The 15,709-nt window shown below is 51.5% G+C and carries 15 protein-coding genes; 7 read left to right on the top strand and 8 right to left on the bottom strand.

What is annotated here, in order from left to right; genetic code table 11:
* Positions 1-233: 233 nt before the first annotated feature.
* The 3 genes from plsC to ACJHWT_RS00175 all read left to right on the top strand — a co-directional run bounded on the left by plsC (position 234) and on the right by ACJHWT_RS00175 (position 4,788).
* Complete coding sequence (gene plsC, locus ACJHWT_RS00185) at positions 234-971, top strand: 1-acylglycerol-3-phosphate O-acyltransferase (protein WP_000965712.1); 738 nt, start codon at positions 234-236, stop codon at positions 969-971.
* Between the two features lie 74 nt (positions 972-1,045).
* Positions 1,046-2,458 (top strand): cell division protein FtsP, encoded by a 1,413-nt coding sequence (ftsP, locus tag ACJHWT_RS00180; RefSeq protein ID WP_000059395.1) that lies wholly within the window; start codon positions 1,046-1,048, stop codon positions 2,456-2,458.
* A gap of 110 nt (positions 2,459-2,568) precedes the next feature.
* The gene (locus ACJHWT_RS00175; RefSeq protein WP_065203312.1) at positions 2,569-4,788 is read left to right on the top strand and encodes a YgiQ family radical SAM protein; all 2,220 of its coding nucleotides are present in this window, start codon (positions 2,569-2,571) and stop codon (positions 4,786-4,788) included.
* Between the two features lie 41 nt (positions 4,789-4,829).
* Here the strand turns inward: ACJHWT_RS00175 and yqhH are convergent, their stop codons facing one another.
* The 4 genes from yqhH to yqhD form a co-directional block, all read right to left on the bottom strand.
* Positions 4,830-5,087 (bottom strand): lipoprotein YqhH, encoded by a 258-nt coding sequence (gene yqhH / locus ACJHWT_RS00170; protein ID WP_000848523.1) that lies wholly within the window; start codon positions 5,085-5,087, stop codon positions 4,830-4,832.
* Between the two features lie 50 nt (positions 5,088-5,137).
* Complete coding sequence (locus tag ACJHWT_RS00165; RefSeq protein ID WP_000691608.1) at positions 5,138-6,064, bottom strand: YbjP/YqhG family protein; 927 nt, start codon at positions 6,062-6,064, stop codon at positions 5,138-5,140.
* A 199-nt stretch (positions 6,065-6,263) separates the two neighbouring features.
* The gene (dkgA, locus tag ACJHWT_RS00160; RefSeq protein ID WP_000013152.1) at positions 6,264-7,091 is read right to left on the bottom strand and encodes a 2,5-didehydrogluconate reductase DkgA; all 828 of its coding nucleotides are present in this window, start codon (positions 7,089-7,091) and stop codon (positions 6,264-6,266) included.
* 104 nt (positions 7,092-7,195) lie between these two features.
* Positions 7,196-8,359, bottom strand: coding sequence for an alcohol dehydrogenase (yqhD, locus tag ACJHWT_RS00155; RefSeq protein ID WP_001058802.1), 1,164 nt, complete (start codon positions 8,357-8,359; stop codon positions 7,196-7,198).
* A gap of 193 nt (positions 8,360-8,552) precedes the next feature.
* Between yqhD and yqhC the strand changes: the two genes are divergently transcribed.
* Positions 8,553-9,452, top strand: a complete 900-nt coding sequence (gene yqhC / locus ACJHWT_RS00150; protein WP_001318045.1) for a DNA-binding transcriptional regulator YqhC — start codon at positions 8,553-8,555, stop codon at positions 9,450-9,452.
* 39 nt (positions 9,453-9,491) lie between these two features.
* On the opposite strand, the gene yghB is transcribed toward yqhC, so the two are convergent.
* Both yghB and metC read right to left on the bottom strand, forming a co-directional pair.
* Positions 9,492-10,151 carry a DedA family general envelope maintenance protein YghB gene (gene yghB / locus ACJHWT_RS00145; RefSeq protein WP_000268419.1) on the bottom strand — a complete coding sequence of 220 codons (660 nt, stop codon included), beginning with the start codon at positions 10,149-10,151 and terminating at the stop codon, positions 9,492-9,494.
* Between the two features lie 139 nt (positions 10,152-10,290).
* Entirely contained in the window at positions 10,291-11,478 is a 1,188-nt protein-coding gene (metC, locus tag ACJHWT_RS00140; protein ID WP_001318044.1) for a cystathionine beta-lyase, read from the bottom strand.
* A gap of 251 nt (positions 11,479-11,729) precedes the next feature.
* On the opposite strand from metC, the gene exbB reads away from it, so the two are divergent.
* Both exbB and exbD read left to right on the top strand, forming a co-directional pair.
* A complete protein-coding gene (gene exbB, locus ACJHWT_RS00135; protein ID WP_000527844.1) occupies positions 11,730-12,464 on the top strand; it encodes a tol-pal system-associated acyl-CoA thioesterase in 735 nt (244 codons plus the stop codon).
* 6 nt (positions 12,465-12,470) lie between these two features.
* Positions 12,471-12,896 carry a TonB system transport protein ExbD gene (exbD, locus tag ACJHWT_RS00130; protein WP_001240712.1) on the top strand — a complete coding sequence of 142 codons (426 nt, stop codon included), beginning with the start codon at positions 12,471-12,473 and terminating at the stop codon, positions 12,894-12,896.
* A 38-nt stretch (positions 12,897-12,934) separates the two neighbouring features.
* Here exbD and yghA read toward each other — a convergent pair whose 3' ends face one another.
* Positions 12,935-13,819 (bottom strand): NADP(+)-dependent aldehyde reductase, encoded by an 885-nt coding sequence (gene yghA / locus ACJHWT_RS00125; protein WP_000018778.1) that lies wholly within the window; start codon positions 13,817-13,819, stop codon positions 12,935-12,937.
* Positions 13,820-14,009: 190 nt separating this feature from the next.
* On the opposite strand from yghA, the gene ACJHWT_RS00120 reads away from it, so the two are divergent.
* On the top strand, positions 14,010-14,504 hold the full coding sequence (locus ACJHWT_RS00120) for a TIGR00645 family protein (RefSeq protein ID WP_000439331.1): 495 nt from the start codon (positions 14,010-14,012) through the stop codon (positions 14,502-14,504).
* 39 nt (positions 14,505-14,543) lie between these two features.
* Here ACJHWT_RS00120 and gpr read toward each other — a convergent pair whose 3' ends face one another.
* Positions 14,544-15,584, bottom strand: coding sequence for an L-glyceraldehyde 3-phosphate reductase (gene gpr, locus ACJHWT_RS00115; RefSeq protein WP_000262143.1), 1,041 nt, complete (start codon positions 15,582-15,584; stop codon positions 14,544-14,546).
* Between the last annotated feature and the right edge of the window lie 125 nt (positions 15,585-15,709).

The raw sequence follows: 15,709 nt of genomic DNA, 5'->3' as shown, positions 1-15,709 counted from the left end.
TATGCCGGGGAGGGCGCTGTTTCCTCCCGCTTGCAAGGAACGCCGGATGAAACGTTAAGTCGTCATCCGGCAGCGTATTCAACCCCCGGAAACGATAAAAATTCCCTTGAAACCGTTGTTTATTCATGCGTTGCGATTAACAATACGCTTTTCCAGAGAGCGGCTTTTAACAATGCCCTAACCTGATTTCAGGTGACGTACAATGCCAGTCTCTCAGACCTTCAGAGGGTGTTATGCTATATATCTTTCGTCTTATTATTACCGTGATTTACAGCATCTTAGTCTGTGTATTCGGCTCCATTTACTGCCTTTTCAGCCCGCGTAACCCGAAACATGTGGCCACCTTTGGGCATATGTTTGGTCGTCTTGCACCGCTGTTCGGCCTGAAAGTTGAGTGCCGCAAACCTGCGGATGCTGAAAGCTACGGCAATGCTATCTATATCGCTAACCACCAGAACAACTATGACATGGTGACAGCATCGAACATTGTGCAACCGCCGACGGTGACGGTAGGGAAAAAGAGCTTGCTGTGGATCCCCTTCTTCGGGCAGTTGTACTGGTTAACCGGCAACTTATTGATCGACAGAAACAATCGCACTAAAGCTCACGGCACTATTGCGGAAGTCGTGAATCACTTCAAAAAACGCCGTATTTCCATCTGGATGTTCCCGGAAGGAACCCGCAGCCGTGGTCGCGGCCTGCTACCGTTCAAGACCGGGGCATTTCACGCGGCAATTGCGGCGGGCGTCCCGATTATTCCCGTGTGCGTCTCTACAACTTCGAATAAGATTAATCTTAATCGGCTACACAACGGTCTGGTGATTGTCGAAATGCTGCCGCCAATTGACGTCAGTCAGTATGGCAAAGATCAGGTTCGCGAGTTGGCTGCCCATTGTCGTTCGATAATGGAACAAAAAATCGCTGAGCTCGATAAAGAAGTCGCAGAGCGCGAAGCCGCCGGAAAAGTTTAAGTCGGCAATCTGTATTTTTGCGGGGAACACTTTCCTGTACGGTATTACTTTAGCCAGTTTTACATGGAGCAAATATGTCACTCAGTCGGCGTCAGTTCATTCAGGCATCGGGGATTGCACTTTGTGCAGGCGCTGTTCCCCTGAAGGCCAGCGCAGCCGGGCAACAGCAACCGCTACCCGTTCCGCCGCTGCTTGAATCTCGCCGTGGGCAACCGCTGTTTATGACTGTACAACGTGCGCACTGGTCATTTACGCCAGGGACACGCGCGTCGGTTTGGGGAATCAATGGTCGTTACCTGGGGCCGACTATCCGCGTATGGAAGGGCGACGATGTTAAGCTTATTTACAGCAACCGCCTGACAGAAAATGTCTCAATGACGGTGGCCGGGCTACAGGTACCAGGCCCGCTGATGGGCGGTCCGGCACGGATGATGTCGCCAAACGCTGACTGGGCACCCGTACTGCCCATTCGCCAGAACGCAGCTACTCTGTGGTATCACGCCAATACTCCCAACCGCACGGCTCAGCAGGTCTATAACGGCCTTGCCGGAATGTGGCTGGTGGAAGATGAAGTCAGCAAGTCGCTGCCTATCCCCAACCATTATGGTGTGGATGATTTTCCGGTCATTATCCAGGATAAACGGCTGGACAACTTTGGTACGCCAGAATACAACGAACCGGGAAGCGGCGGCTTTGTTGGTGACACACTGCTGGTTAACGGTGTACAAAGCCCGTACGTTGAAGTCTCGCGAGGCTGGGTGCGCTTGCGACTGCTGAACGCGTCGAACTCTCGTCGCTATCAACTACAGATGAGCGATGGTCGCCCGTTACATGTGATTTCTGGCGATCAGGGATTCCTGCCCGCTCCTGTATCGGTGAAGCAACTTTCGCTGGCACCGGGCGAGCGTCGTGAGATTCTGGTGGATATGAGCAACGGTGATGAAGTGTCGATCACCTGTGGCGAAGCGGCGAGCATTGTTGATCGTATTCGTGGCTTCTTTGAGCCATCCAGCATTCTGGTTTCTACGCTGGTGCTAACGCTGCGCCCAACCGGCCTTCTGCCGCTGGTCACAGACAGTCTTCCGATGCGCTTGCTGCCAACTGAAATCATGGCTGGTTCGCCGATTCGCAGTCGTGATATCAGTCTGGGTGATGACCCGGGTATTAATGGACAACTGTGGGACGTTAACCGTATTGATGTCACCGCGCAGCAAGGAACGTGGGAACGCTGGACGGTACGCGCGGACGAGCCGCAAGCGTTCCATATTGAAGGCGTGATGTTCCAGATCCGTAACGTGAATGGCGCGATGCCGTTCCCGGAGGACAGAGGCTGGAAAGATACCGTTTGGGTTGACGGACAAGTGGAGCTGCTGGTTTATTTCGGTCAGCCTTCCTGGGCGCACTTCCCGTTCTACTTCAACAGTCAGACGCTGGAAATGGCGGACCGTGGCTCGATAGGGCAACTGTTAGTCAATCCGGTACCGTAATCTTCATACTCGCCCGAGGAGGGCGAGTATGGAATACCTTTCGATTTCTCTTTCGTTCCGGCTTATAATCCCCGGCCTTTGATTATTTTTTTATCATTTCTGGAAGCAAAATGAGCTCTATCTCCCTGATCCAACCGGATCGCGACCTGTTCTCCTGGCCGCAGTACTGGGCCGCCTGTTTTGGACCGGCACCGTTTTTGCCGATGTCTCGTGAAGAGATGGATCAACTTGGCTGGGATAGCTGCGACATCATTTTGGTAACAGGTGATGCATATGTTGATCACCCAAGCTTCGGGATGGCGATTTGCGGTCGTATGCTGGAAGCGCAAGGCTTTCGTGTCGGGATCATCGCCCAGCCAGACTGGAGCAGCAAAGACGATTTCATGCGTCTGGGTAAACCGAATCTCTTTTTCGGCGTTACCGCAGGCAACATGGATTCGATGATCAACCGTTACACTGCCGATCGCCGTTTACGTCATGACGATGCCTACACGCCAGATAATGTCGCGGGTAAGCGTCCGGATCGCGCCACACTGGTTTATACCCAACGTTGTAAAGAGGCGTGGAAAGATGTGCCGGTGATCCTCGGCGGTATTGAGGCCAGCCTGCGCCGTACCGCGCATTATGATTACTGGTCCGATACCGTGCGCCGTTCCGTGTTGGTGGATTCGAAAGCCGACATGCTGATGTTTGGTAACGGTGAGCGTCCGCTGGTGGAAGTGGCGCACCGTCTGGCGATGGGCGAGCCGATTAGTGAAATCCGCGATGTGCGTAATACCGCAATTATCGTAAAAGAGGCGTTGCCAGGCTGGAGCGGCGTGGATTCCACCCGTCTTGATACTCCTGGGAAAATCGACCCGATCCCGCATCCGTATGGCGAAGATCTGCCGTGCGCGGATAACAAACCTGTTGCGCCGAAAAAGCAGGAAGCGAAAGCCGTAACCGTGCAGCCGCCGCGCCCGAAACCGTGGGAAAAAACCTACGTATTGCTGCCTTCTTTCGAGAAAGTGAAGGGCGATAAAGTGCTGTACGCCCATGCTTCGCGTATTCTGCACCACGAAACTAACCCAGGCTGCGCCCGCGCATTGATGCAAAAACATGGCGACCGCTATGTGTGGATCAACCCGCCTGCTATTCCGCTCTCTACCGAAGAGATGGACAGCGTTTTTGCGCTGCCGTACAAGCGCGTGCCGCATCCGGCCTATGGCAATGCTCGTATTCCGGCTTACGAAATGATCCGTTTCTCGGTCAACATTATGCGTGGCTGCTTTGGTGGCTGTTCTTTCTGTTCTATGACCGAGCATGAAGGGCGCATTATTCAGAGCCGTTCGGAAGATTCGATCATCAATGAGATCGAAGCGATCCGCGACACTGTTCCAGGTTTTACGGGCGTGATTTCCGATCTCGGTGGGCCTACTGCCAACATGTATATGTTGCGTTGCAAATCGCCACGCGCTGAGCAAACCTGCCGTCGTTTGTCGTGCGTTTATCCGGATATTTGTCCGCATATGGACACTAACCACGAACCGACGATCAACCTCTATCGCCGTGCGCGCGATCTGAAAGGCATTAAAAAGATCCTGATTGCCTCTGGTGTGCGTTATGACATCGCCGTAGAAGATCCGCGCTATATCAAAGAGCTGGCGACCCATCACGTTGGCGGTTATCTGAAGATTGCCCCGGAACATACCGAAGAAGGGCCGTTATCGAAGATGATGAAGCCGGGCATGGGCAGCTATGACCGCTTTAAAGAGCTGTTCGATACTTACTCGAAACAGGCAGGTAAAGAACAGTATCTGATCCCGTATTTCATCTCCGCGCACCCGGGTACGCGTGATGAAGATATGGTGAATCTGGCGCTATGGCTGAAAAAGCATCGCTTCCGCCTCGACCAGGTGCAGAACTTCTATCCGTCGCCGCTGGCTAACTCGACCACCATGTATTACACCGGCAAAAACCCGCTGGCGAAGATTGGTTATAAGAGTGAAGACGTCTTCGTACCTAAGGGCGACAAGCAGCGTCGCCTGCATAAAGCGTTGTTGCGTTACCACGATCCGGCAAACTGGCCGTTAATCCGCCAGGCGCTGGAAGCGATGGGCAAAAAGCATCTGATTGGCAGCCGTCGCGATTGCTTAGTGCCTGCGCCAACCATTGAAGAGATGCGTGAAGCTCGCCGTCAGAACCGCAATACCCGTCCGGCGTTGACTAAACATACGCCGATGGCGACCCAGCGTCAGACGCCTGCTACGGCAAAAAAAGCGTCGTCTACGCAATCTCGCCTGCAGAATGCTGGTGCGAAGAAACGCCCTAAAGCGGCGGTTGGACGTTAAAAAATATCCCCGGTAACAGAATGCTGCCGGGGATTTTTTTATCATTCTGCGTACATACGCAAGCAGCGCAGGCAGTCGAAATAGTCCTGTGCATCAAGACGCGTATTGGCTCTGTTAGCGTCGGATTTGGCAGCATAGATTTGTGGGCGTAATGCTTTCATATCCTGCTCAAGCCGGGCGATTTTGGCATTTAATGTTTGCACATTGCTCGCCAGCTGATTGACCTTTTGCTCATTGACGCAGCCACTGAGCAAGCAGGTTGCCAGAACAACAGCTCCCACGGTGAAAATCGTTTTCATATAGTGTTCCCTTTTATTTATTGTTCCGGCTAATTGTTATTTAATTCAGCTCATTGCTTTAATCTGGCGGCGGTTTTTGCCTCAATCTGTTTAAGTAGGCTGCCGCTGTTCGGGCGGATAAAATCAGCGATTTCCCATTTCCCTTCGCGCCGCTGTAAAACCAGTTCTTGCTCTTCGTTGTTGCCATTGGTCAGCGTAAAACGAACATGAATGCGGGCGGAATCGGCGGTTTTCTCCAGGACACGGATTTCATCAACACGTGAAAATAGCGACTCTTCGCCAAAACAGATCGGATTGTCGTAAATAAATTGCCGTTCTATTTGCATATCTTCATCGGGATTGTTGGCAGTCTTGAAGGTGGTTTTATAGAAGGCATTGACCGCCTGGCGGTAAGAGTCGGAAACCACCCACGTCCACGGCCAGCTATAATCAGCAATATGTTCAAAGAGTTCGGCAACAAAGGCTTCCGGCTGTTCTTTTTGCAACGAAGCTATAGCGGCCAGCGTTTTTTCATTCTCGCTATTAACTGCTTGTAAGACGCTGCCATGATTGCTGACAATATCGTCAATGACCCAACGACCATTTTCCGCCACCATTTTCAGTGTCTGCATGGTCTTTTCTTTATCGTCTTTAAAGATACGAAAGCGCACAACGGCATCGGCATGATCGGCGTCAGGTTGGGTTATCGCTACGCTTTCTAACACCAGATCGCCAAAATCCTGACAATCACAAACCGGATCATAATCCAGCCAGCCAATATTGCCCGGCAGCGTAAGATTGTCGTTCAGGGTAAGCGCCTGTTGAATACGCGCAGAAGTTATCGCTCGCTCTCCGGTTTCACCAAAATAAGGGGCAGTGGCATCTGATTTATAGTTCTGATAAATATGCCGGACTGTTTGTTCTACGGTCTGTGAGGGGGGCTGTGCGTGTACGGTAAAACTTGCCAGGGCTGCTAAAAACAGAAGTATTATTTTCATCTGTTTTTCACCTCTCCGTTGCGTTTATCCCGGATATAGATGAGTTGTTCTTTTAAGAGCTTCCGGCTCTGCATGATGATGTCCTTATATTTGACATTCCTGAACAAGGAAGAGTAGCAACGGGCGGGACGCGAGGGGAATAAATGATTTCTGAAAAGTCCGGTAGCGGAACATTACCGCCACCGGGAGAATTTGCACGTTAGCCGCCGAACTGGTCAGGATCGGGACCGAGACGCTTGCCCTGATCGAGTTTTGCAATTTCGCCAAGTTCGTCTTTGTCGAGACGGAAATCCCAGACATCAAAGTTTTCGACAATGCGTGAAGGTGTGACCGATTTTGGGATCACCACCAGGCCGCTATCCAGATGCCAGCGGATAACAATTTGCGCAGGTGTTTTGCCGTATTTATCTGCCAGATCGCGAATGACTTTCTGATCGAAAACACCTTTCCCACCTTGCGCTAATGGACTCCAGGATTCGGTCTGTATTTTGTGTGTCGCGTTCCAGGCATGTAGTTGGCGTTGTTGCATCAGCGGGTGAAGTTCGATCTGGTTTATCACAGGCGTCACGCCAGTTTCATCAATCAGGCGTTGCAGGTGATGGATCTGGAAGTTGCACACGCCGATGCTTTTGATTAATCCCTCTTTTTGCAATTCGATCATGCCTTTCCATGCTTCGACATAATGGTCGATAGCGGGAACGGGCCAGTGCATTAAATAGAGGTCGATATAATCAAGCTGGAGTTTTTTCAGGCTGTCGAGCAGGGCTTCGCGGGGGCGCTTGTGGTCGTCGTTCCACAGCTTAGTGGTGATGAACAGTTCTTCTCTGTTGACTGAGGCATTTTTCAGGGCTTTGCCGACACCTTCTTCGTTCTTGTAGGCCGCGGCGGTATCAATCGAGCGATAACCCACTTCTAACGCTTTTTGAATGGCGGTGATTACTTCCTCATTACTTGCTTGCCAGACGCCCAGTCCCAGCTGGGGCATGACATTGCCATCCTGTAGCTTAATAACGGTTGGATTAGCCATACGTTCCTCCTTTATATGAACTCACCGGAGCAGGCTCCGGTGAGGTGTTGTGAACTTAAGTCTGGACGAAATGCCCGAAAACGAAAGTTTGAGGCGTAAAAAGCTTAGCGGGCGGCTTCGTATATACGGCGGCTGACATCCAGCGTAATGTCATGATTTTCGCCCAGTTGGGTCATGCCGTGCTCTTCCAGTTTTTTCAGCAAAGCCGGGATGGAGCTGCCGTCCAGACCGTAGTCGGAGAGGTGGGTCGGCACGCCTAATTGCTCAAAGAAATTGCGGGTTGCGGCAATCGCGGCGTCAATACGCTCATCGTCTGAACCTTCAGTGATATTCCAGACGCGTTCAGCATATTGCAGCAGCTTAGCGCGCTTGGTATCGCGTTTTTCATTCCACAGTGCAGGCAGGACGATAGCCAGTGTTTGCGCGTGATCCAGACCGTGCATCGCAGTCAGTTCGTGGCCCAGCATATGCGTTGCCCAGTCCTGCGGTACGCCAGCGCCGATCAAACCGTTCAGCGCCTGAGTCGCCGCCCACATGACGTTGGCGCGCACATCGTAATTTTCTGGCTCTTTCAGGGCTTTCGGACCATCTTCGATCAGCGTCAGCAAAATGCCTTCTGCGAAACGGTCCTGAATTTTGGCATCAACCGGTTTGGTAACATACTGTTCCACGGTGTGTACAAAGGCGTCCACTACGCCGTTAGCCACCTGACGCGGCGGCAGGGTGTAGGTATAAACCGGATCGAGCACGGCAAATACGGGCTGAACATGGGCAGAATGGAACGCCTGCTTGTCGCCTGTGGTTTTACGGGAGATCACCGCACCTGCGTTGGATTCTGAACCGGTTGCTGGCAGCGTCAGCACACAGCCCATCGGGATGGCGCTTTTAATCTCTTTACCGCCCGTTTGCAGAATGTGCCACGGATCGATATTTTCCGGATAGTTAGCCGCTGCGGCGATAAATTTGGTGCCGTCCAGTACAGAACCGCCGCCAACTGCCAGCAGGAAAGTCACTTTTTGTTCGCGAACCAGTTTCACGGCGTTCATCAGCGTTTCATAAGCCGGGTTTGGCTCAATACCGCCAAATTCCAGCACGTCCATGCCTTTCAGGGCATCCAGAACTTGATCGAGAACGCCGGTTTTTTTCACGCTGCCGCCACCGTAGGTAATCAATACGCGAGCATCGTGAGGAATTTGTTCGCGTAAACCAGCGATTGCGCCTTTACCAAACAGAATGCGGGTTGGGGTGTGCAGATTAAAGTTGTTCATTACTTGCTCCCTTTGCTGGGCCAATATGAGGGCAGAGAACGATCTGCCTGATGTTTTTCATTGTGATCGCCAGCGCCCTGGCTCTCAATGCTCATTTCTGCCAATGTCTTGCCTATTTCTCCAGAGTGCTGGAGAAATGCTACAAAATTGCGCACAATCAAATTGCCGCATTATTCCTAAGAAATTACGCGATATGAAACGTGAAGAGATTTGCCGCTTGCTGGCGGATAAAGTTAATAAACTGAAAAATAAAGAAAATTGTTTGTCAGGGCTGTTGCCCGATGTGCGTTTGTTGTATGGCGAGACGCCTTTCGCACGTACACCGGTAATGTACGAGCCTGGCATCATAATTCTCTTTTCCGGGCATAAAATCGGTTATATCAATGAACGCGTGTTTCGTTATGATGCCAATGAATACCTGCTGCTGACGGTGCCGTTGCCGTTTGAGTGCGAAACCTATGCCACGTCAGAGGTGCCGCTGGCAGGGTTGCGTCTCAATTTCGATATTTTGCAGTTACAGGAACTGTTGATGGACATTGGCGAAGATGAGCATTTCCAGCCGTCGATGGCAGCCAGCGGGATTAACTCTGCCACGTTATCAGAAGAGATTTTATGCGCGGCGGAGCGGTTACTCGACGTGATGGAGCGACCACTGGATGCGCGTATTCTCGGCAAACAGATCATCCGCGAAATTCTGTACTACGTGCTGACCGGACCTTGCGGCGGCGCGTTACTGGCGCTGGTCAGCCGCCAGACTCACTTCAGCCTGATTAGTCGCGTGCTGAAACGGATTGAGAATAAATACACCGAAAACCTGAGCGTCGAGCAACTGGCGGCAGAAGCCAACATGAGCGTATCGGCGTTCCACCATAATTTTAAGTCTGTCACCAGCACCTCGCCGTTGCAGTATTTGAAGAATTACCGTCTGCATAAGGCGCGGATGATGATCATCCACGACGGCATGAAAGCCAGTGCGGCAGCGATGCGCGTCGGTTACGAAAGCGCATCGCAATTTAGCCGTGAGTTTAAACGTTACTTTGGTGTGACGCCGGGGGAAGATGCGGCAAGAATGCGGGCGATGCAGGGGAATTAAATACGTTCCCGGTACAGCAACCGGGAACGGGGAAAATCGTCAGGCGTTACAGTATTTTTTTTTAATCACCACAAACAGCGTGCCTAACAAGCCAGCGGTTAACAAGGCAATTGGCAGGATCATCAGGAACGTCATTACCTGATCTTCATGGCGTTTAACGAACGGAATCATACTTAAGGCATAGCCGAAACTGGTTACCACGCTGACCCACAGCAATCCGCTTAACCAGTTGAAAAACTGGAAACGGCGGTTTGGCAAACCGGAAATTCCTGCCATGGTTGGCAGCAGCGTACGGACAAATGCAAGAAAACGTCCAGCCAGCAGCGCCAGCAGACCGTGGCGGTCAAACATGCAGGTGGCGCGCTGGTGATATTTAGCAGGAAGCTGTGCCAGCCAGCCTTTCACCGTTTTGGTATTCCCTAACCAGCGCCCCTGAATATAACTTAGCCAGCAGCCCAGACTTGCTGCGGCGGTCAGAATCGCAATCGTAGGCAGAAAATCCATAACCCCCTGGGCAATCAATGCGCCAGCCAATATCAACAAGCTGTCGCCTGGCAAAAATGAGGCGGGCAGCAGGCCGTTTTCTAAAAACAGCGTGGCAAACATGACAAAGTAAACAACGCTAACAATATGAGGATCCGCCAGCGCGGCAAAGTCGTGTTGCCAGAGCGCAGCGATGATATCTTGAATAACAGCCATGGACTTTCCTGTGGAACAGCGTTTAAGCCTTTATCTGCCTATTGTACTCCTGAATCGTCCGGGACGCCTTGATCCCGGACGCAACAATTTAAGACTTTTCACAATAAAATGTCTGCAAAATTGTCCAAAAGTGGCAATGTTATACAATTCGCGCAAAACCGGCGTCCAGATCGGCAATCAGATCGTCGACATCTTCCAGACCAATATGCAGGCGAATCAAGGTCCCGCTAAAATCGATCTCGCCTTGTGGACGAATGGCGGCGATATGTTCTGGTTGATTTGCCAGGATCAACGATTCATACCCGCCCCACGAGTAGGCCATGCTGAATAAACTGAAGTTATCCAGATAGTTCGCCAGCTCTTCATCATTGAGCTTTTTCTTAAGCACAAAGGAAAATAGCCCGCTGCTACCTGTAAAGTCTCGTTTCCAGAATTCGTGGCCTTTACTGCCAGGCAGAGCAGGGTGGTTAACTCGCGCTACTTGGGGATGTTCTGCCAGCCATTCAGCCACTTTCAGACTGCTTTCATGATGTTGACGCAGGCGAACACCCAAAGTGCGCAGGCCACGGCTGGTTATATAGGCGGTATCGGCATCGACCATCTGGCCCATCAGATAGGCATTCTCCCGCAGCTGCTCCCAGCAACGTGCATTGCACACGGCAGTGCCAATCATCGCATCTGAATGCCCCACCAGATATTTGGTAGCGGCCTGAATGGAAACATCAATGCCAAAATCCAGCGCCTTAAACAGCACACCGGCCGCCCAGGTGTTATCGACCATAATGATGGCATCTGGCACCACATTGCGCACGGCGGCAACAATCGCCGGAACGTCGTGGACTTCCATGGTGATGGAGCCTGGGGATTCCAGAAACACGATTTTAGTGTTTGGCTGCACATGTTTAACGATATCTGCGCCAATCAGCGGATCAAACCACGATGTCGTTACGCCCAGTTTGCTGAGGATTTTGCTACAGAAATCCTGACTCGGTTCATAGGCGGTGTTGGTCATCAACACATGATCGCCCTGTTCGACAAAAGCAAGAATAGAATTAGCAACCGCCGCCGCCCCGCAGGGGAACAGCACGCAGCCTGCGCCACCTTCCAGTTCGCACATCGCTTGTTGTAAGGAGAAATGGGTTAACGTTCCGCGCCGTCCATAGAACAACTCGCCATTGGCGCGATTGCGCGTTGCGTGTTTTTTGGCTTCCACACTGTCAAAGACCAGCGAAGAAGCGCGCTGAATCACGCTATTTACCGCGCCGAGAGTGTATTTTTTGCTGCGTCCTGCATTCACCAGTTGAGTATCAAGCTTTTTGTCCGCCATCTCGGGATTCCTGTTTTTATACGTCTGGATGTCTAAACTAGCATGAATATTCGCGGGCGCATCCTGAAGAATTGGCATAAAGCAGAAAATTTTCGCAAATGGCGTGCTGGTGACTTTTTTACTGCGTAAACGCAAGGAAAAGAAAGCAAAGGTACGGCAGTATGCAAATAGTAATGAGAACGACTATCAATTCGACGTCGTTTTGATATTATTATGCGCAGATTTTGTGACTTGCGTCCTGGAGATACACAGTGGGTAATAATTTAATGCAGACGGACCTTTCCGTCTGGGGTATGTATCAGCACGCCGATATTGTCGTTAAGTGCGTGATGATTGGGCTTATTTTGGCCTCCGTAGTCACCTGGGCAATCTTCTTCAGTAAGAGCGTAGAGTTCTTCAATCAGAAGCGTCGCCTTAAGCGCGAGCAGCAACTGCTGGCTGAAGCGCGTTCCTTAAACCAGGCCAACGATATCGCCGCTGATTTTGGTAGCAAAAGCTTAAGCCTGCATTTGCTCAATGAAGCGCAGAATGAGCTGGAACTGTCAGAAGGCAGCGACGATAACGAAGGTATTAAAGAACGTACCAGCTTCCGTCTGGAGCGTCGGGTCGCCGCAGTAGGTCGTCAAATGGGCCGTGGTAACGGCTATCTGGCAACCATCGGCGCGATTTCGCCGTTCGTTGGTCTGTTTGGTACGGTCTGGGGCATCATGAACAGCTTTATTGGTATCGCGCAAACGCAGACTACTAACCTGGCAGTCGTTGCGCCGGGTATCGCAGAAGCTCTGTTAGCAACGGCAATCGGCCTCGTGGCAGCGATTCCGGCGGTCGTTATCTATAACGTATTTGCACGCCAGATTGGCGGCTTTAAAGCGATGCTGGGTGATGTTGCAGCGCAGGTATTGTTGCTGCAAAGCCGTGACCTGGATCTGGAAGCCAGCGCCGCTGCGCATCCGGTTCGTGTCGCACAAAAATTACGCGCAGGATAATGTCCGATGGCAATGCATCTTAACGAAAACCTCGACGATAACGGCGAAATGCATGATATCAACGTGACGCCGTTTATCGACGTGATGTTGGTTCTGCTGATTATCTTTATGGTGGCGGCACCGTTAGCGACGGTAGATGTGAAGGTGAACTTGCCTGCTTCTACCAGCACGCCGCAGCCGCGCCCGGAAAAACCGGTTTATCTGTCGGTGAAGGCAGACAACTCGATGTTTATCGGTAACGATCCGGTCACCGATGAAACAATGATTACGGCGTTGAATGCGTTAACCGAAGGCAAGAAAGACACCACCATCTTCTTCCGAGCGGACAAAACCGTCGATTACGAGACGTTGATGAAGGTAATGGATACGCTGCATCAGGCGGGTTACCTGAAGATAGGTCTGGTCGGCGAAGAAACTGCGAAAGCGAAATAAAAATGATGCCCGGTTGCTTTTCACAACCGGGCATTTTTTTAGCCTAAATGCTCGCCGCCGCACACGCCATGCACTTCTGCGGTGACGTAGCTCGACTCCTGACTTGCCAGATAAACATATACAGGGGCCAGTTCCGCCGGTTGCCCCGCACGCTTCATCGGCGTTTTCTGACCAAACTGCGGGATCTTATCCTGCGTTTGCCCGCCGGAAATTTGCAGTGCTGTCCAGATCGGGCCAGGTGCGACAATATTCACACGAATACCTTTCTCCGCGACCTGTTTTGCCAGGCCACGGCTGTAGTTCAGAATCGCCGCCTTCGTAGCCGCATAGTCCAGTAAATGCGGGCTTGGCTGGTATGCCTGGATTGACGAAGTGGTGATGATACTGGCACCTTTCGGTAGCAGGGGGATCGCTTCCTGGGTTAGCCAGAACAGCGCGAAAACGTTAATGGCAAAGGTCTTTTGAAACTGTTCGCTGGTGAGGTCTGCAATATCAGTAATGGCAACCTGTTTCCCGGCGACCAGCGCCATAATATCCAGCCCGCCTAACGCCTTGTGCGCTTCGTGAACCAGCGAACGGGCGAATTTCTCATCGCTTAAATCGCCTGGCAGCAGGACGGCTTTGCGTCCGCATTCTTCAATGATCTTTTTCACATCCTGAGCGTCTTGTTCTTCTACGGGAAGATAACTGATCGCCACGTCAGCCCCTTCACGCGCGTAAGCAATGGCGGCAGCGCGACCGATTCCGGAATCGCCCCCTGTCACCAGTGCTTTACGATCTTTCAGGCGACCGCTACCAACATAGGTTTTCTCGCCGCAATCCGGTACCGGTGTCATCTTCGCCTGGATGCCTGGCGTCGGTTGTTTCTGTTTGGGATATTCACCAGTGTAATACTGCGTGGTCGGGTCTTTTAAATGAGACATCGTTTTTCTCCCTTCAGGTTCAACGTCCTTTAAGGGTAGACGCTCTCGATGCGTTGATAAGGGAACCAGGAAGATCCCTAAACTTCGGATTTATGCGACAAAGGTTTAACGTATATGTTGATTTGCTGTTGCGTGCTGTTTACTCAATTGCGATATACTGTTGCCCGTTTTAACTACACGACAGGAATGTATGGAACGTTTTCTTGAAAATGCAATGTATGCTTCTCGCTGGCTGCTTGCCCCCGTGTACTTTGGCCTTTCGCTGGCGTTAGTTGCCCTGGCGCTGAAGTTCTTCCAGGAGATTATTCACGTACTGCCGAATATCTTCTCGATGGCGGAATCAGATTTGATCCTCGTGTTGCTGTCGCTGGTGGATATGACACTGGTTGGCGGTTTGCTGGTGATGGTGATGTTTTCCGGTTATGAGAATTTCGTCTCGCAGTTGGATATCTCCGAGAACAAAGAGAAGCTGAACTGGCTGGGGAAAATGGACGCAACGTCGCTGAAAAACAAAGTAGCAGCGTCGATTGTGGCAATTTCTTCCATTCACTTACTGCGCGTCTTTATGGATGCGAAAAATGTCCCTGATAACAAACTGATGTGGTACGTCATTATCCATCTGACGTTTGTGCTCTCTGCATTTGTGATGGGCTATCTTGACCGACTGACTCGTCATAATCACTGATCTGATTCGGGCGCGGTTCTCGCGCCCGTTATTAACAGGTCATTTATCGGAAGACGCCTGCCACAGATTCAGCTCTCCATCGGCGATATGCTGATCAATCTGCGCCAGCTCCTCGGTGCTAAATGTCAGATTATTCAGCGCCTGCACGTTCTCCTCAAGTTGCTCCGCGCGGCTGGCTCCAATCAATACCGACGTCACTCGCTCATCTTTCAGCAACCAGCTTAACGCCATTTGCGCCATTGATTGTCCACGCTGCTGTGCCATTTCATGCAATAAGCGCAGGCTGTTGAGGTTGGCTTCGGTGAGCATTTTCGGCGTCAGACCACGAACTTTATTCCCTTCACGATGCATCCGTGAATCTTGCGGAATAGCGTTGAGATATTTTCCGGTCAGCAATCCCTGAGCCAGTGGAGTAAAGGCAATGCAGCCCACGCCGTTATTTTGCAGGGTATCCAGCAGGCCGCTTTTATCCACCCAGCGGTTCAGTAAATTGTACGAAGGTTGATGAATTAACAGCGGAATTTTCCACTCGTGCAGCAACTCAACCATTTTTTGCGTCCGCTCTGGCGAGTAAGAGGAGATCCCGACATACAGCGCCTTACCGCTTTGTACCGCATGAGCCAGCGCAGAGGCGGTTTCTTCCATCGGCGTATTTTCATCGACGCGATGAGAGTAAAAGATATCGACATACTCAAGCCCCATACGCTTCAGGCTTTGGTCGAGGCTGGCGAGCAGGTATTTACGTGAGCCGCCAGAGCCGTACGGGCCGGGCCACATATCGTATCCGGCTTTGGTAGAGATAATCAGTTCATCGCGATAAGCGGCAAAATCCTCGCGCAGCAGGCGACCAAAGTTCTCTTCTGCGCTTCCTGGAGGCGGCCCGTAATTGTTGGCTAAATCAAAGTGCGTAATGCCTAAATCAAACGCTTTACGCAGGATCGCACGCTGTGATTCCAGCGCGTTAACGTGACCGAAATTGTGCCATAAACCGAGCGATAACGCGGGCAGGCGTAAACCACTTTTTCCGCAATAGCGGTACTGCATCTGCCCGTAACGTTCGGGATTCGCTAACCAGACCATGACCTCTCCTTTCCATCGTTCAATTTCGAAACAATGTTTCTAGTTTAGCGATTCGCCAGCGCGTATCCCGTAGTCTGGCTCACAGAGTGACGAAAAACTGGGCAAAAACACGCGCTTATGCTTTG

It is taken from the genome of Escherichia sp. WS338 (assembly GCF_046486405.1).
GTDB classification, from domain to species: Bacteria; Pseudomonadota; Gammaproteobacteria; order Enterobacterales; family Enterobacteriaceae; genus Escherichia; species Escherichia coli.
The sequence above is the reverse complement of the archived record's forward strand: the minus strand, read 5'-3'. Positions and strand labels throughout refer to the sequence as shown.